Raw genomic sequence first — 16,170 nt, 5'->3', positions numbered from 1 at the left:
GCCCATGCACGACATACTCGTCCTCTATTACAGCCATCACGGCTCCGTCCGGGCGCTGGCCGAACGGCTGGCCCGCGGCATCGACTCGGTTCCCGGCGTACAGGCCCGGTTGCGTACCGTGCCACGGGTATCGCCCCTGTGCGAAGCCAGCGAGCCCGGCATGCCGGCGCACGGCGCCCCCTACGCCGAAGCCTGTGATCTTGAGGAGTGTGCCGGACTGGCGCTGGGTAGCCCGGTCCGTTTCGGCAACATGGCGGCACCGATGAAATATTTCTGGGATGGCACCATCGCCGCCTGGCAGAACGGCACGCTTGCCGGCAAGCCGGCCTGTGTCTTCACGTCAAGCGCCAGCCAGCACGGCGGCAACGAAGCCACACTGCTCAGCATGATGCTGCCCCTGCTGCACCACGGCATGCTGCTGATGGGGCTGCCCTACAGCGAACCCGAACTATCGACCACCAGCGCCGGCGGCACCCCCTACGGCGCCAGTCACGTCGCCGGCACCGGCGGCAACCCGGTGTTGGCTGAGAGCGAAAGTCATCTGGCCTTCGTCCAGGGACAGCGCCTGGCAAATCTTGTCAAAAAACTGGGTTGACCGTGAACACGCGCTTTTATCAGAACCTGACCAGCATCGCCCTGATCGCCCTGATCTTCCTGTGTCTTGCCTGGGAGGCCTGGCTGGCCCCACTGCGCCCCGGCGGCTCCTGGCTGACCCTGAAGGCTGTTTTCCTGCTTGCCCCCTTGTTCGGCATCCTGCGCGGCAAGCGCTACACCTACAAATGGCTGTCGCTGTTCATCCAGTTCTACCTGCTCGAAGGCCTGACCCGTTCGACGAGCGAACAGGGCCTGACACAGTGGCTGGCGGCTGGCGAAACCGTTCTTGCGGTAATCATCTTCGTCGGCGCGGTGATGTTCATCCGGTCGACACGGAATCCGGAAGCAAAAAAAACCGCGTCGACCTGACGCGGTTTTTTCTTGTGCCCAGAGCGCTCAGATATCGTCGCCCTGCGCCCTGACCTTGTCCAGCGTCGATGCCAGCTTATTCAGCGCGTTCAGGTAGGAACGCGCCGAGGCGATGACGATGTCGGTATCGGCACCATTGCCATTGACGATGCGCCCGTCCCTGGCCAGCCGCGTCGTCACTTCGCCCTGGGCATCGGTACCGGTGGTGATCGCATTGACCGAGTAAAGCAGCAGCTCCGCACCACTGCCGGCAATGCTTTCAATGGCCTTGAAGGTCGCATCGACCGGCCCGCCGCCACAGGCTTCCGCCTTTTGCTCGACACCACCGACATTGAGGATGATCGACGCACACGGCATTTCCCCGGTTTCCGAAGTCACCCGTGAATACACCAGCTTGTAGTGTTCCTGCTCCGGCGTCACGACCTCGTCGGAAACCAATGCATGCAGGTCCTCGTCAAAAATCTCGTGCTTCCTGTCAGCGAGTTCCTTGAAACGGGCGAACGCCGCATTCAGCGCTTCGTCGCTCTCCAGTTCGATACCCAGTTCCTGCAGGCGCGACTTGAAGGCGTTGCGCCCGGAATGCTTGCCAAGCACCAGCTTGTTCTGCGCCCAGCCAACATCCTGTGCGCGCATGATTTCGTAGGTCTCCCGATGCTTGAGCACGCCATCCTGATGAATGCCGGACTCGTGAGCGAAGGCGTTCGCACCGACGACCGCCTTGTTCGGCTGTACCGGATAGCCGGTGATCTGCGACACCAGCTTGGAGGCGGAAACGATCTGTGTCGTGTCGATGCGCGTCTCGACCGGGAAGACATCGGCGCGCGTGCGCACGGCCATGACGATTTCTTCCAGCGCGGCATTGCCGGCCCGCTCGCCCAGACCGTTGATCGTGCATTCGACCTGACGGGCGCCGGCCAGCACGGCGGCCAGCGAATTGGATACGGCCAGTCCGAGGTCGTTGTGGCAATGCACCGACCAGATCACCTTGTCCGAATTCGGCACGCGCTCGATCAACTGGCGCATCGTTTCGGCGTACTGCGACGGGATGTTGTAACCGACCGTGTCGGGCACGTTGATGGTCTTGGCACCGGCCTTGATCACCGCCTCGAAGATCCGGCACAGGAAATCGATTTCCGAACGGCCGGCATCCTCGGCTGAGAACTCGACATCGTCGGTATATTGCCGCGCCCAGCCGATCGACTTGACGGCCTGCTCGACCACCTGATCGGGCGTCATGCGCAGCTTCTTCTCCATGTGGATCGGGCTGGTGGCGATGAAGGTGTGGATGCGGCCGGATTTCGCCGGCCGGATCGCCTCGCCGGAGCGGGCGATGTCGTTCTCGCTGGCGCGGGCCAGCGAGCAGACGGTGGAATCCTTGATCGCCTGCGCAATCGCCTGGATCGATTCGAAATCACCGGGCGAGGCCGCAGCAAAGCCAGCCTCGATGACATCGACCCGCATCTTTTCCAGTTGCCGGGCAACACGGATCTTTTCTTCCCGGGTCATCGACGCGCCGGGGCTCTGCTCACCATCGCGCAGCGTGGTGTCAAAAATTACCAGATGATCTTTCATTCTCTACTCCGGGGAATTACTGGGCCTTGCGCTTGAGCAGACCGATAGCGGCCAGCACATAACCGGACAGGCCGTAGACGACGAAGAAGGCAAACAGGGCGATTTCAGGACTGTAGGCCAGCAGCGCAAAACCCAGTGCGACCGCTGCAATGACGAAGAACGGCACACTCTTCTTCAGATTGATGTCCTTGAAGCTGTAGTAACGGATGTTGGAAACCATCGTCACACCGGCGGCGATGGTCAGCACGCAGGCCAGCCAGCGAACGTCGGCACCGGGAACGCCGGCAACGATCATCACCCAGACCAGGCCGGCCACCAGCGCAGCGGCAGCCGGTGATGGCAGCCCCTGGAAGAAGCGTTTGTCCATGACTTCCAGCGTTGTGTTGAAACGCGCCAGGCGCAATGCGGCACCAGCACAGTAGATGAAGGCAGCGATCCAGCCAAGGCGGCCAAGATCGCGCAACGCCCATTCGTACATCACCAGTGCCGGCGCGGCCCCGAAGCTGACCATATCGGACAGCGAGTCGTATTCCGCGCCAAAAGCCGACTGCGTGTTGGTCATCCGCGCCACCCGGCCGTCGAGTCCGTCGAGCACCATGGCGATGAAGATGGCCATCGCCGCCCGCTCGAAATCGCCCTGCATGGCCTGCACGATGGCAAAGAAACCGGCAAACAGCGCTGCCGTGGTGAACATGTTCGGCAACAGATAAATGCCGCGCCGCTTGAGCTCGGGGTTGAACAACGCTTTACGGGGCTTGAGTTCGGTCATGGGCAAACAATCAGTGGGCAACCGGAAAAGGATACACCCGGCGCCGGCAAAAACCACAAATGACTAGGGCGGTGCAGTTTCCCACACCGCCCGAGGCGAAGGTAGCGCATCAGTGCAACCGAGTGTTGACAACAATGCGCTACCTGGCTGGCGACAACCCGATCAGTTCTTGGTTTGGTCGACCAGCTTGTTCTTCTTGATCCACGGCATCATGTCGCGCAGCTGGCCGCCGACCGTCTCGATCGGATGCACCGCATTCAGGCGACGACGTGCCGTCATCGAAGGATAGTTGGTACGGCCTTCGAGGATGAACATCTTGGCGTACTCGCCGGTCTGGATACGCTTCAGGGCATTGCGCATGGCTTCGCGCGACTGCTCGTTGATGACTTCCGGACCAGTCACGTACTCGCCGTACTCGGCGTTGTTCGAGATCGAGTAGTTCATGTTGGCGATGCCGCCTTCGTACATCAGGTCGACGATCAGCTTCAGCTCGTGCAGGCACTCGAAGTAGGCCATTTCCGGCGCGTAGCCGGCTTCGGTCAGGGTTTCGAAGCCCATCTTGACGAGTTCGACGGCACCGCCGCACAGAACAGCCTGCTCACCGAACAGGTCGGTTTCGGTTTCTTCGCGGAAGTTGGTCTCGATGACGCCACCCTTGGTGCCGCCGTTGGCAGCAGCGTAGGACAGGGCGATGTCCTTGGCCTTGCCGGACTTGTCCTGGTAGATGGCGATCAGCGACGGCACGCCGCCGCCCTTCAGGTACTCGGAACGCACGGTGTGGCCCGGGCCCTTCGGCGCGACCATGATCACGTCGAGGTCGGCACGCGGCACGACCTGGTTGTAATGCACGTTGAAACCGTGCGCGAAAGCCAGGGTTGCACCCTGCTTGATGTTCGGCTCGACGTCATTCTTGTAGACTTCCGGGATGTTCTCGTCCGGCAGCAGGATCATGACCAGATCGGCGGCGGCGACGGCATCCTTGACTTCGGCAACCTTCAGACCGGCGCCTTCGGCCTTGGCCCAGGAAGCACCGCTCTTGCGCAGACCGACCGTGACGTTGACGCCGGAATCGCGCAGGTTCTGGGCGTGGGCATGGCCTTGCGAACCGTAGCCAACGATGGTGACGTTCTTGCCCTTGATCAGGGAGAGGTCGGCGTCCTTGTCGTAATAAACTTTCATGAAATCCTCTTGTAAAAAGCAGTAATCAGACTTTGAGAATGCGATCGCCACGACCGATGCCACAGACACCGGTACGGACGGTTTCGAGAATCAGACCGGCATCCAGTCCGGCAATGAAGGAGTCAAGCTTGGTGCTTGCTCCGGTCAACTCGATGACATAGGTCGATTCCGTGACATCGATGATGCGGCCGCGGAAAATATCGGCCATCCGCTTCATCTCTTCGCGGTCCTTGCCGGTCGCCCGAACCTTGATCAGCATCAGTTCGCGCTCGACATGCGCAGCCTCGGAGAGATCGACCACCTTGACCACATCAACCAGCTTGTTGAGCTGTTTGGTGATCTGCTCGAGCACCTCGTCGGAGCCGGAGGTCAGGATGGTCATCCGTGACAGCGAGGGATCTTCCGTCGGTGCCACGGTCAGCGATTCGATATTGTAGCCGCGCGCGGAGAACAGGCCGGCCACACGGGACAGGGCGCCCGATTCGTTTTCAATCAGGATGGAAATGATGTGTCGCATAGTGTTTTCCTTGCCCGCTTACAGTTCTTCAGCCAGGATCATTTCGGTCAGACCCTTGCCTGCCGCGACCATCGGGAAGACGTTGGCACCCGGATCGATGATGAAATCCATGAAGACCAGGTCGTCCTTGTGTTCGGTAAAGGCCTTGCGCAGCGCCGGCTCGACGTCTTCCGGCTTTTCGATCTTCATGCCGACGTGGCCATAGGCCTCGGCCAGCTTGACGAAATCGGGCAGCGAGGTGACGTAGGACTGCGAGTAGCGCTTGGAATAGAACATTTCCTGCCACTGGCGGACCATGCCGAGCATGCCGTTGTTCAGGTTGATGATCTTGATCGGGAAGCCGTACTGCTTGCAGGTAGACATCTCCTGGATGCACATCTGGATCGAGCCTTCGCCGGTAATGCAGGCGACTTGCGCTTCCGGATTGGCCATCAGCACACCCATGCCGTACGGCAGGCCGACACCCATCGTACCCAGGCCACCAGAGTTGATCCAGCGACGCGGCTTGTCGAATTTGTAGTACTGCGCGGCAAACATCTGGTGCTGGCCGACGTCGGAGGTAATGAAGGCTTCGCCACCGGTCACTTCGTAAAGCTTCTCGACGACGAACTGCGGCATGATGTGCTCGCTCTGGCGATAGGCCAGCGACTTGCGGCCACGCCATTCGTCAATCTGCTTCCACCAGTCGGCGACTTCCGGATCGGTCCTGAAACCGCCATCCATCAGCTTTAGCATTTCGTCGAGCACGTCCGGCACATTGCCGACGATCGGCACGTCAACCTTGACGCGCTTGGAAATGGACGACGGATCGATGTCGATGTGGATGACACGGCGCTTTTCGCTGCCGAAATGCTCAGGGTTGCCGATGACGCGGTCGTCGAAGCGGGCACCAACAGCGAGGATCACATCGGCGTAATGCATCGCGTTGTTGGCTTCGAAGGTGCCGTGCATGCCGAGCATGCCGACGAACTGACGGTCGGTGGCAGGATAGCCGCCCAGGCCCATCAGCGTGTTGGTGACCGGAAAATCGAGCTTGCGCGCCAGTTGCGTCAGCTTGTCGGCCGCATCGGACAGGATCACGCCACCGCCCGTGTAGATGATCGGGCGCTTGGCCTCCTGCAGCATCTGCACGGCCTTCTTGATCTGACCGAGATGGCCCTTGACTACCGGATTGTACGAACGCATCTGGATCGTCTTCGGGTAATCGAACTCGCACATCTGCGCCGTGATGTCCTTCGGGATGTCGACGACAACCGGACCGGGACGCCCGGTCGCAGCGATGTGGAAGGCTTTCTTGATCGTGATCGCCAGATCCTTGACGTCCTTGACCAGGAAGTTGTGCTTGACGCAGGGCCGCGTGATGCCGACCGTGTCGCACTCTTGGAAAGCATCCTGGCCGATGTACTGGGTCGGCACCTGGCCGCACAGCACGACCATCGGGATCGAATCCATGTACGCCGTCGCGATACCGGTCACCGTATTGGTAACGCCGGGCCCGGAGGTCACCAGCGCAACGCCAACCCGCTGCGAGGAGCGCGAATAGGCATCAGCAGCATGCACTGCTGCCTGCTCGTGGCGGACCAGGATGTGCTTGACCTCATCCTGCTTGAAAAGGGCGTCGTAGATGTGCAGCACGGAACCACCCGGGTATCCGAATACACAGTCGACCTTTTCTTCCTGCAGGCACCTGATTACAATTTCTGCACCGCTGATCATCATACTCGAGCCTAAAAAGCTGTTAACCTAAAAGGGCGTAACCTTAATCGACACCCCCCCGGGCGGTCAAGGTTTCTGCTTCCGAAACGCAACCGCCCCGATCCACACGCCGAAAGAAACATCCTGGCCTCGCCGCGTCAGCTCTCCACCTTCCTCGAAAACACCGAACGCCGCGCCTTCAAGCAAGCCATGTATGCGGTACGCGACGAGGAAGCAGCCCTCGATATCGTCCAGGATTCAATGATGAAACTGGCGGAAAAATACGGGGATCGGCCGGACGAGGAATTCCCGATGCTGTTCCAGCGCATCCTGCAGAACACCATCCGCGACTATTATCGGCGCAGCAAGGTTCGCTCGCTGTGGACCACAGCCCTCTCGGCATTCGCCTCCGACGACGAGGACCAGGACCCGCTGGAAACACTGCAGAGCACCCAGGACCAACGGGAAGCCCGGACGCCGGAAAGCGAACTGCTGCAAAGCCGAACGCTGGAAATCATTGAAAACGAATTAAAAAAACTCCCCCCGCGTCAACGGGAAGCCTTTGTCATGCGTTACTGGGAGGACATGGATGTCGCCGAAACAGCTAACGCAATGGGCTGCTCCGAGGGAAGCGTCAAGACCCATTGCTCCAGAGCCACGCACACGCTGGCCTCGGCGCTGTCGGCCAAGGGGATCAAACTATGAACGAAGAAAGACAGGCATATCGCATCCGGCAGGCACTCAATCATGGCCTGCAGGAAATTTCGCCCATCTCGGCACGGCGACTGGAAGCGGCACGTCATCTCGCACTGTCCCGGCAGAAGCAATCCATCGGAACACTGGCTACTGCCGGCACCGCCACTGCTGACTGGCAGCCCCTGCCTTCCGGAGAAGACAGCTCAGGCAACGGAATCAAGCAAATCCTCGCCATCTGCGCCCTGCTTTTCGGCATGTGGTTGTCCTTCTACTGGCACAGCGACCAGTACATCACCGAAGTGGAAGCCGTAGACAGCGCATTGCTGACCGGCGACCTGCCACCGGATGTATTGCTCGACAACGAATTCCTCGAATGGCTAAAAGACGATACCTCGGAGGAGTAGCACTGGCCCTGATGCTTGCCTGCCTGCTACCGGCCGGGGCCACCCCGCCGACCACTGCCATTCTCGGGACGCCACCACAGCCTGAGTGGCCTGCCTTGTCAGCAAGCCAGAAGAAGATTCTCGCCCCCCTTGAAAACGAATGGGCGCGAATGGAACATGTCCGCCGCAAACAGTGGCTGACGACTGCCTCACGCTATCCGGAATTGAGCAAAACCGAAAAGGAACGCGTCCAGAAGCGCATGCATGACTGGGTCAAGCTGACCCCGGAACAACGTGCCAGGGCCCGCGACAACTACCGGGAAATCAACCGCCTGCCCGACGAGCAGAAAGACCTGATCAAGAAGAAATGGTCGGCTTACAAGCAACTGCCCGACGACGAGAAACAGGGCGTTCGCGAACGCCACAAATCGGCTATCCTTCTTGCCCCGCCACAACCCTCGCCGGCAGAATCGACAGACACATCCTTGCCCGTCGCCCAGTAATTCCGGCCACACAGTCAACAATGATCCATGATCCATCCAGCATTGGGCGCCGTCTCGGCGCAATGCTCTATGAAAGCCTGGTTGTCTTTGCCATCCTGCTCGCCACCTTCCTGTTCCCGCAGGTCGTTCTCTCGGGATTCGGCATGCATCTGGGCGGCAAAGCGATGTGGCTCCATGTTTTTCTGGTGCTGATGGCGTATTTTGTCTGGTGCTGGCTGCATGGCGGACAGACGCTGCCGATGAAAACATGGAAACTGAAACTGGTGGACCAAAAAGGGGCTGCACCACGACCGCTGCAGGCCGTGCTGCGCTACATGGCGGCCTGGCCGAGCATCATGCTGTTCGGCATCGGCATCATCTGGGCACTGTTTGATCGCGATGGGCAGTTTCTGCATGACCGCATCGCCGGCACCCTGATTGTCAGGGACAGCGGGTCAGCGCCGCTCGACCCACCAGATCAGAAGTCCGGCCGCTAGCAGGAACAGCGCTGCCGGTGCAGCCGCACTCGCTACCGGCGGCCAGGCGTTGATGACCCCCAGATTGGAAAAAAGCCCGTTCAGCGCATAGAAGGCAATACCCAGCATCACGCCGCCAAATATCTTCAGGCTGACACCACCCACACGGTCATGCGAATAGCCGAAAGGCAAAGCCAGCGTCACCATGACCAGCGAGGCCAGCGGATAGATGATCTTCTTCCAGATTGCAATTTCGTAGCGCTCGGTGTTCTGCCGGTTGTCCGACAGGTGCCGCGTATAGCTGAACAGGTCGTAGAGCGACATCCGCTCAGGCGCGACCATCAGTACCGAAAGCAGATCGGGGTTGATCGACGACTGCCAGACATCGCTTGCCACACGCTCAACACTGGCCTGTTCACCCGTCAGCGTGGTTTTCATGACATCACTCATCAACCACCCCTTGCGTTCGGCAAAGGATGCCGTCCTGGCTTCGATGACGGATCGCAGGGCGTTGTCTTCATCAAAACTGTAGATGCGCACATCTTCCAGATAGCTTTCACTGACAGCATTCCGGATATTGACGAAATTCCGTCCATCCTTGACCCAGATGCCGCTCAGGAAGCCCTGCTGGGCAAACGACTTGTTCATCGCCTCAGCCTTGACCTCCTGGCCCAGACGATCAGCGACCGGCACGAGGATTTCGCCAATCAGGAACGTGGCCAGCGCGAGGACGGCTGCCAGTCGATAAAGCGTTGTCAGCAACTGCCCCGTCGCCAGTCCGGAAGCCCGCAGTACGGTAATCTCGGAATGCCGGGCCAGAGTCGCCAGCGCATAAAGCGTACCGATCAGGCTGGCGACCGGTATCAACTCATAGACCAATCCCGGCAATGAAAACACCACAGTCGACACCGCCACAACGACGTCATAACGACCTCGCCCGACACCGCGCAACTCCTCGACAAAATCGAAAAACCCGAACAGGGCCACGAAAGCCAGCAGCACCAGCAAAATCGCCGACAGCGTTTCCCGCATCAGATAGCGCTGATAGACCAGACCCTTGAACATCAGCTACTCCGTCGTTGCCAGAAAAGCAGGCCGAACATCCGGCCATAAAACAGCAGGCCCAGCGGCAGCAGCATCACCAGGTGAGGCAGCACGACACCGACGGCGAAAGGCAGCTTGCCGCCAATCACCCATGCCTGGCAGATCGAAATCAGATTGGTATAGATCGCATAGACAATGATCGCGATCAGCATGTTGGCTGAACGTCCGGCCCGTGGATTCACGTACGACAAGGGAATGGCCAGCAAGGCGAGAATGACGGCAGAGACCGGCATGGCAATTCGCCAGAGCAATTCTCCGCGCATGTCGGCAGTCGACTGCCCCAAGAGGTCCAGGAGGGGCATGCGACGCGGCGACAGCCCGGCTGGCTCGGCATTGCCGTCCTCGGTCCGGATGGAATAACGCTCGAAATCCATCACTTTGAAAGCCGCACTACCGGGCTCCACCTCGTAGCGCCGGCCATTCTCCAGCACCAGAAAGCGGTCGCCGTTTTCGTGAACCTCCTGGCCGCCGGAATCCGACATCACCACGCCAAGCTTGCCATCCTGCATCGAGGCGACGAAGACATTACCGATTTTCCCGGCATCGTCGTCCATGCGTTCGACAAAATAGACCTGGCGCCCCTTGCGTACTTCCTTGAATGCCCCGGGGGTCACCGATGAAAGCTCGGAACGGGCCGATAGAGCCGCCTGGAAGTTTCCCTGCGCCTGATTGGCCCACGGAGAAAGCGCCAGCGACAGGGCGCCGACCGCAAGCACCATGGGCAGAGCGAAACGCAGAACCGGGCGCACCCAGGCCGTCAGCGGCATGCCGCTGGACATCCAGACGACCATCTCCGAGTCGCGGTACATGCGCGACAGCGGGAGCAGGACGGCAATGAACAATGTCAGCGTCAGCAACATCGGCAGAAACTTGACCGCGGCAAAGCCCAGCAGCGCCAGCACCCCTTCGGGCGCAATGCGGCCGCCGGCTGCGTCCTTGAGCAGGCGGATCAACTGGATGGAGGTCAGAATGGCCAGCAGCACAACGCTGATGCCGGCAGCTGCCTGAGCAAATTCACGCCGTGCGGCGCGCTCGAATATCATGCTTTGACGAAACCGAAAAAATACGTGGATAATCCACCGGATGCCGATATTTCCTTGGTACAGGAGCAGCGCGTGGAATTTAGCATAAAAAGCGGAAGCCCGGAAAAACAGCGTAGCAGCTGTGTCGTGGTTGGCATTTTCGAGCATCGACGCCTGACCCTTTCGGCCGAGTTGCTCGACAATGCATCGAACGGCTTCATCGGCGACATCATTCGCCGGGGCGACATGAACGGCAAGGCCGGCACCTCATTGATGCTGCACAACGTGCCGGGCACGCTGTGTGATCGCGTCCTGCTGGTCGGACTGGGCAAGGAAAAGGAATTCCGCGAGAAGGATTTCTCTGCAGCATTCCGCCTGGCAATCAAGACGCTGGCAGAAACCGGCGCCCAGGACGCAACGTTCTTCCTGTCCGAAATCGCCGTGCGTAAGCGTGATATCGCCTGGCGCATCAGGCAGGCTGCGATCATTGCGCAGGACGCAAGCTACCGCTTCGATCATTTCAAGAGCAAGAACGACGATGCACGGCGCCCCTTGCGCAAGCTGACGCTGATTGTCGAACGACGCAACGAACTGACGGCGGCCGAGAACGCGCTGCAGCAGGGCCAGGCCATTGCCGAAGGCAGCGCGCTGACGCGCGACCTGGGCAACCTGCCGCCAAATATCTGCCACCCGGGCTACCTGGCCGAACAGGCACAGGAACTCGCCGACGAATTCAAGCTCGGCTGCGAGATCCTCGACCGCGCCGACATGGAAAAACTGGGCATGAACGCCCTGCTGGCCGTCGCCCGTGGCGCCCAGCAAGCACCGAAACTGATCGTCCTGCACTACAAGGGCGCCAAGGCCGGCGACAAGCCAATCATCCTCGTCGGCAAGGGCGTGACTTTCGACACCGGCGGCATTTCGCTGAAACCGGCAGCCGAAATGGACGAGATGAAATACGACATGTGCGGCGCTGCCGCCGTGCTTGGCACGATGAAGGCGGTCGCACGCATGGCGTTGCCGATCAACCTGACGGTCATCGTGCCAGCCACTGAGAACATGCCGGACGGCAACGCAACGCGGCCGGGCGACATCGTCACGTCGATGTCCGGCCAGACCATCGAAATCCTCAACACCGACGCCGAAGGCCGGCTGATCCTGTGCGATGCACTGACCTATGCCGAACGCTTCATGCCGGACACGGTGATCGACGTGGCGACGCTGACCGGTGCCTGCGTCGTTGCCCTCGGCCATGTCGCCAGCGGCCTGTTCGCCAACAAGGACAGCTTGGCCCGTGACCTGCTCGAAGCCGGCGAGGAAACCGGCGACCGCGCCTGGCACATGCCGCTGTGGGACGAATATCAGGAGCTGCTGAAGAGCCCGTTCGCCGACATGGGCAACATCGGTGGCCGCTGGGGTGGCGCCATCACGGCCGCCTGCTTCCTGTCGCGCTTCACCAAGAAGTACGACTGGGCACACCTCGACATTGCCGGCACCGCCTGGAAATCCGGTGCCGACAAGGGCGCGACCGGACGGCCGGTACCACTGCTGACCCACTACCTGCTGCAACGTGCGGGACAAGTCAATTGACCCAGGTCTTCTTCTATCACGGCGCTTCGGACAAGATCGCCGCCGCCTGCGCACTGATCAACGGCGCCTGGACCAAGCGCAAGCCGATCCTGGTTTATGCCCCGGAAAAATCGATCGCCGACCACGTCGACCGCATGCTGTGGACGCGCGAACAGTTGAGCTTCGTCCCGCACTGCCGGGCCGACTCGCCACTGGCAGCCGAAACGCCGATCCTGATCGCCGACAAGCTGGAGCATATTGCCCAGGACGAACGCCTGATGAACCTGTCGAATGAAATCCCGGCCGGCTACCAGCGTTTTCAGAGCCTGATCGAAGTCGTCGGCCAAGATGAAGACGAACGCCTCGCTGCCCGCGAACGCGTGCGCTTCTACAAGGAACAGGGCTGCGAAGTCCGCTACTTCGACCTGAACGACCGCTAGGACGCCGCCCGATGCCCAGCCCCATCCTCGCCCGCGCCGACGCCCTGATGCAGCGCCGCCATCTGGCCACAGCAGATAGCGAGGAGGTGCCGGTACTGACCGACGCCATCGATATCGACGACGACATTCCCGTACTGGTCGACATTGCCGCACCCGCTGCAGGGGAGAAAACAGAAACCCCGGCAGCGCCGCTGGTCGAGGCAGCAGCCCCCGCTCCGGTTGTCGCCGAAGACAGGGCCGTTCCCCCCATCGATACCGAGTGGGGCGCCGCCCTCGTCGAAGAACTTGGCCGACGCGTTGAACAGCGGCTGCTGGCAGAAATTCCGCGGATCGTCGCGACGGCCGTCAGCGAGTTGCTGGCGGAGCAGGATACGAAGGCCGGCGACCCGCAGCGCTGAGATCGCGGCAAAGGGCGGGCGGCGCTCCGGTATAATTGCCGGTTTTCCCCTTTTCCGCCAAGTCCATGGAACTCGCCAAAGCCTTTGAACCCGCCGACATCGAACGCCGCTGGTATCCCGAGTGGGAAGCGCAAAATTACTTCGCTGCCGGGGTCGACCGCAGCAAAGCGGATAATTTCTGCATCCTGCTGCCGCCGCCCAACGTCACCGGCACGCTGCACATGGGCCACGGCTTCAACCAGACGATCATGGACGCGCTCACCCGCTACTACCGGATGCGCGGCCACAACACGCTGTGGCAGCCGGGCACCGACCATGCCGGCATCGCTACGCAGATCGTCGTCGAGCGCCAGCTTGATGCCCAGGGGATCAGCCGCCACGACCTCGGCCGCGAGAAGTTCCTGGAAAAGGTCTGGGAATGGAAGGAATACTCCGGCGGCACGATCACCCGCCAGATGCGCCGCATGGGCACCAGCCCGGACTGGAAACGCGAGCGTTTCACGATGGATGCCGGCCTCAACAAGGTGGTCACCGAAACCTTCGTCCGCCTGTTCAACGAAGGCCTGATCTACCGCGGCAAGCGCCTGGTCAACTGGGACCCGAAGCTGAATACCGCCGTGTCCGACCTGGAAGTGGTGCAGGAAGAAGAAGACGGCTTCATGTGGCAGATCCGCTATCCGCTGGCCGATGGCAGCGATAGCCTGGTGGTCGCCACGACGCGCCCGGAAACCATGCTCGGCGACACCGCCGTCATGGTCCATCCGGAAGACGAGCGCTACCAGCACATGATCGGCAAGATGGTGAAGCTGCCGCTGACCGACCGCGAAATTCCGATCATTGCCGACAGCTACGTCGATCTCGAATTCGGCACCGGCTGCGTCAAGGTCACGCCGGCGCATGACTTCAACGACTACGCCGTCGGCCAGCGCCACGGCCTGCCGATGATCTCGATCCTGACGCTGGATGCCAGGATCAACGACAACGCCCCCGAGAAATACCGTGGACTGGACCGCTTCGACGCCCGCAAGGCTGTCGTCGCCGATCTCGAAGAGCAGGACATCTTGGTCAAGGTCGACAAGCACAAGCTCAAAGTGCCGCGCGGCGACCGGACCAATGTCGTCATCGAACCCATGCTCACCGACCAGTGGTTCGTCGCGATGTCCAAACCCGGCGACGACGGCAAGTCGATCACGGAAAAGGCGCTTGAGGTTGTCCATTCCGGCGAAATCAAGTTCTACCCGGAAAACTGGGTCAATACCTACAACCAGTGGCTGAACAACATCCAGGACTGGTGTATTTCCCGCCAGCTGTGGTGGGGCCACCAGATCCCGGCATGGTACGGGGACAACGGCCAGATTTTCGTCGCTCACAGCGAAGAGGAAGCCAAAGCAGAAGCCGCCAAACAGGGCTATACCGGCGCACTGAGCCGCGACGAAGATGTCCTCGACACCTGGTTCTCGTCGGCGCTGTGGCCGTTCTCGACGCTGGACTGGACAGGCGACGAGGCGATTGATGCGGTCAACCCGCTGTTGCAGCAATATTTGCCGTCGTCGGTGCTGGTCACCGGTTTCGACATCATCTTCTTCTGGGTTGCCCGCATGGTCATGATGACCAAGCAGATCACCGGCCAGATCCCGTTCAAGCACGTCTATGTGCACGGCCTGATCCGCGACGGCGAAGGCCAGAAGATGTCGAAGTCGAAGGGCAACGTGCTCGACCCGATCGACCTGATCGACGGCATCGGCCTCGAGGCGCTGATCGAAAAGCGCACGACCGGCCTGATGAACCCGAAGCAGGCGGAAAGCATCGCCAAGAAGACCAGGAAGGAATTCCCGGAAGGCATCCAGTCCTTCGGTACCGACGCGCTGCGCTTCACCTTTGCCTCGCTCGCCTCGCCCGGTCGCGACATCAAGTTCGACCTCAACCGCTGCGACGGCTACCGCAATTTCTGCAACAAGCTGTGGAATGCCACCCGCTTCGTGCTGATGAATGTCGAAGGCCACGACCTGGCGCTCGATCACCAGCAGTTGCAGGGCGGTGCGTGCAACGTGCCCGAAGGCGAAGCGCGTCTGAAATTCAGCTTTGCCGATCGCTGGATCGTCAGCCAGTTGCAACGCGTCGAGCAGGAAGTCGAACGTCACTTCACCGATTACCGTTTCGACCTGGTCGCCCAGGCGATCTACAAGTTCGTCTGGGACGAGTTCTGCGACTGGTACCTGGAAATCGCCAAGGTCGAGATCCAGACCGGTGATGAAGCCCAGCAACGCGGCGCCCGGCGGACGCTGATCCGCACGCTGGAAGCGATCCTGCGCCTGGCGCACCCGCTGATCCCGTTCGTCACCGAGGAATTGTGGCAGACCGTCGCACCGATTGCCGGGCGCAAGACGCACGACTCGATCATGCTCGCCGCCTACCCGCGTGCCGATCTGTCGCGTCTCGACGAAACCAGCGAAGCCAAGGTCGAGCGCCTGAAGGCGCTGGCCCACGCCTGCCGTAACCTGCGTGGCGAAATGAACGTCTCGCCGGCCCTGCGCATGCCGCTGCTGGTCACCGGTGGCGGTGCCGATATCGCCGAATTCGCCCCGATCCTGCAGGCGCTGGCCAAGCTCTCCGAAGTCCAGATCGTCGCCGACATGCCGGACGACGCGATGGCACCGGTCGCCGTCGTCGGCGAGACCCGGCTGATGCTCAAGGTCGAGATCGACGTTGCCGCCGAGAAGATTCGTCTGGCCAAGGAAATCGAAAAACTGGAGAAGCAGATTTCGATTGCCCAGGGCAAGCTGAACAACGAGGGCTTCGTCGCCCGCGCACCGGCCGCCGTGATCGATCAGGAAAAGCAGCGCGTCGCCGACTTCACGGCAACGCTGGACAAGCTGAAGCCGCAGTTGGCCAAACTCGGCTGAGT

General features: G+C 60.8%; 17 protein-coding genes. 10 read left to right on the top strand and 7 right to left on the bottom strand.

Annotated elements, in window-relative coordinates:
• The first annotated feature begins 4 nt into the window (after positions 1-4).
• Together wrbA and BJN45_RS10680 are read left to right on the top strand one after the other, a co-directional pair.
• On the top strand, positions 5-595 hold the full coding sequence (wrbA, locus tag BJN45_RS10685) for an NAD(P)H:quinone oxidoreductase (protein ID WP_076095018.1): 591 nt from the start codon (positions 5-7) through the stop codon (positions 593-595).
• A 2-nt stretch (positions 596-597) separates the two neighbouring features.
• Positions 598-963: a DUF2069 domain-containing protein gene (locus BJN45_RS10680; RefSeq protein ID WP_076095287.1), complete on the top strand. Its 366-nt coding sequence runs from the start codon at positions 598-600 to the stop codon at positions 961-963.
• A gap of 27 nt (positions 964-990) precedes the next feature.
• On the opposite strand, the gene BJN45_RS10675 is transcribed toward BJN45_RS10680, so the two are convergent.
• The 5 genes from BJN45_RS10675 to ilvB form a co-directional block, all read right to left on the bottom strand.
• Entirely contained in the window at positions 991-2,535 is a 1,545-nt protein-coding gene (locus BJN45_RS10675; protein WP_076095016.1) for a 2-isopropylmalate synthase, read from the bottom strand.
• Between the two features lie 16 nt (positions 2,536-2,551).
• The gene (gene pssA / locus BJN45_RS10670; protein WP_076095014.1) at positions 2,552-3,304 is read right to left on the bottom strand and encodes a CDP-diacylglycerol--serine O-phosphatidyltransferase; all 753 of its coding nucleotides are present in this window, start codon (positions 3,302-3,304) and stop codon (positions 2,552-2,554) included.
• A gap of 162 nt (positions 3,305-3,466) precedes the next feature.
• Entirely contained in the window at positions 3,467-4,483 is a 1,017-nt protein-coding gene (gene ilvC / locus BJN45_RS10665) for a ketol-acid reductoisomerase (protein WP_076095012.1), read from the bottom strand.
• Between the two features lie 25 nt (positions 4,484-4,508).
• Positions 4,509-5,000: an acetolactate synthase small subunit gene (gene ilvN, locus BJN45_RS10660; protein ID WP_076095010.1), complete on the bottom strand. Its 492-nt coding sequence runs from the start codon at positions 4,998-5,000 to the stop codon at positions 4,509-4,511.
• Between the two features lie 18 nt (positions 5,001-5,018).
• A complete protein-coding gene (gene ilvB, locus BJN45_RS10655; RefSeq protein WP_076095008.1) occupies positions 5,019-6,719 on the bottom strand; it encodes a biosynthetic-type acetolactate synthase large subunit in 1,701 nt (566 codons plus the stop codon).
• A gap of 72 nt (positions 6,720-6,791) precedes the next feature.
• Here ilvB and BJN45_RS10650 point away from each other — a divergent pair, with 72 nt between their 5' ends.
• From BJN45_RS10650 to BJN45_RS10635, 4 genes are read left to right on the top strand one after another with little or no spacing between them, the layout of a single operon-like run.
• Positions 6,792-7,400, top strand: coding sequence for an RNA polymerase sigma factor (locus BJN45_RS10650; RefSeq protein WP_346417542.1), 609 nt, complete (start codon positions 6,792-6,794; stop codon positions 7,398-7,400).
• Positions 7,397-7,795, top strand: coding sequence for a DUF3619 family protein (locus tag BJN45_RS10645; RefSeq protein ID WP_076095004.1), 399 nt, complete (start codon positions 7,397-7,399; stop codon positions 7,793-7,795). Before BJN45_RS10650 ends, BJN45_RS10645 begins: the two co-directional genes overlap by 4 nt.
• Positions 7,765-8,277 carry a DUF3106 domain-containing protein gene (locus tag BJN45_RS10640; RefSeq protein ID WP_083651203.1) on the top strand — a complete coding sequence of 171 codons (513 nt, stop codon included), beginning with the start codon at positions 7,765-7,767 and terminating at the stop codon, positions 8,275-8,277. Before BJN45_RS10645 ends, BJN45_RS10640 begins: the two co-directional genes overlap by 31 nt.
• A 20-nt stretch (positions 8,278-8,297) precedes the next feature.
• The gene (locus tag BJN45_RS10635; protein WP_076094999.1) at positions 8,298-8,753 is read left to right on the top strand and encodes an RDD family protein; all 456 of its coding nucleotides are present in this window, start codon (positions 8,298-8,300) and stop codon (positions 8,751-8,753) included.
• Here BJN45_RS10635 and lptG read toward each other — a convergent pair.
• On the bottom strand, positions 8,712-9,797 hold the full coding sequence (gene lptG / locus BJN45_RS10630; RefSeq protein WP_076094997.1) for an LPS export ABC transporter permease LptG: 1,086 nt from the start codon (positions 9,795-9,797) through the stop codon (positions 8,712-8,714). The two genes, BJN45_RS10635 and lptG, sit on opposite strands and share 42 nt — an antisense overlap.
• Positions 9,797-10,879, bottom strand: coding sequence for an LPS export ABC transporter permease LptF (gene lptF, locus BJN45_RS10625; protein WP_076094995.1), 1,083 nt, complete (start codon positions 10,877-10,879; stop codon positions 9,797-9,799). Before lptF ends, lptG begins: the two co-directional genes overlap by 1 nt.
• A gap of 72 nt (positions 10,880-10,951) precedes the next feature.
• Here lptF and BJN45_RS10620 point away from each other — a divergent pair, with 72 nt between their 5' ends.
• From BJN45_RS10620 to BJN45_RS10605, 4 genes are all read left to right on the top strand, one after another.
• Entirely contained in the window at positions 10,952-12,448 is a 1,497-nt protein-coding gene (locus BJN45_RS10620) for a leucyl aminopeptidase (RefSeq protein WP_076095285.1), read from the top strand.
• Positions 12,445-12,867, top strand: coding sequence for a DNA polymerase III subunit chi (locus BJN45_RS10615; protein ID WP_076094993.1), 423 nt, complete (start codon positions 12,445-12,447; stop codon positions 12,865-12,867). Before BJN45_RS10620 ends, BJN45_RS10615 begins: the two co-directional genes overlap by 4 nt.
• An 11-nt stretch (positions 12,868-12,878) precedes the next feature.
• Positions 12,879-13,265, top strand: a complete 387-nt coding sequence (locus BJN45_RS10610) for a hypothetical protein (RefSeq protein WP_076094991.1) — start codon at positions 12,879-12,881, stop codon at positions 13,263-13,265.
• A gap of 65 nt (positions 13,266-13,330) precedes the next feature.
• Positions 13,331-16,168 (top strand): valine--tRNA ligase, encoded by a 2,838-nt coding sequence (locus BJN45_RS10605; protein WP_076094989.1) that lies wholly within the window; start codon positions 13,331-13,333, stop codon positions 16,166-16,168.
• The last annotated feature ends 2 nt before the right edge of the window (positions 16,169-16,170 follow it).

This window comes from Azonexus hydrophilus (assembly GCF_001956855.1).
Lineage (GTDB): Bacteria > Pseudomonadota > Gammaproteobacteria > Burkholderiales > Rhodocyclaceae > Azonexus > Azonexus hydrophilus_A.
Note: the sequence above shows the minus strand (reverse complement) of the source record. Positions and strands in the feature narration are given on the sequence as shown.

Excerpts from the sequence above, each read along its gene's own strand:
- ilvN (WP_076095010.1), bottom strand. The coding sequence starts at position 5,000 with ATGCGACACATCATTTCCATCCTGATTGAAAACGAATCGGGCGCCCTG.
- pssA (WP_076095014.1), bottom strand. The coding sequence starts at position 3,304 with ATGACCGAACTCAAGCCCCGTAAAGCGTTGTTCAACCCCGAGCTCAAG.
- ilvB (WP_076095008.1), bottom strand. The coding sequence starts at position 6,719 with ATGATGATCAGCGGTGCAGAAATTGTAATCAGGTGCCTGCAGGAAGAA.
- ilvC (WP_076095012.1), bottom strand. The coding sequence starts at position 4,483 with ATGAAAGTTTATTACGACAAGGACGCCGACCTCTCCCTGATCAAGGGC.
- BJN45_RS10640 (WP_083651203.1), top strand. The coding sequence starts at position 7,765 with ATGGCTAAAAGACGATACCTCGGAGGAGTAGCACTGGCCCTGATGCTT.
- BJN45_RS10610 (WP_076094991.1), top strand. The coding sequence starts at position 12,879 with ATGCCCAGCCCCATCCTCGCCCGCGCCGACGCCCTGATGCAGCGCCGC.
- lptG (WP_076094997.1), bottom strand. The coding sequence starts at position 9,797 with ATGTTCAAGGGTCTGGTCTATCAGCGCTATCTGATGCGGGAAACGCTG.
- wrbA (WP_076095018.1), top strand. The coding sequence starts at position 5 with ATGCACGACATACTCGTCCTCTATTACAGCCATCACGGCTCCGTCCGG.
- BJN45_RS10605 (WP_076094989.1), top strand. The coding sequence starts at position 13,331 with ATGGAACTCGCCAAAGCCTTTGAACCCGCCGACATCGAACGCCGCTGG.
- lptF (WP_076094995.1), bottom strand. The coding sequence starts at position 10,879 with ATGATATTCGAGCGCGCCGCACGGCGTGAATTTGCTCAGGCAGCTGCC.
- BJN45_RS10645 (WP_076095004.1), top strand. The coding sequence starts at position 7,397 with ATGAACGAAGAAAGACAGGCATATCGCATCCGGCAGGCACTCAATCAT.
- BJN45_RS10635 (WP_076094999.1), top strand. The coding sequence starts at position 8,298 with ATGATCCATGATCCATCCAGCATTGGGCGCCGTCTCGGCGCAATGCTC.
- BJN45_RS10675 (WP_076095016.1), bottom strand. The coding sequence starts at position 2,535 with ATGAAAGATCATCTGGTAATTTTTGACACCACGCTGCGCGATGGTGAG.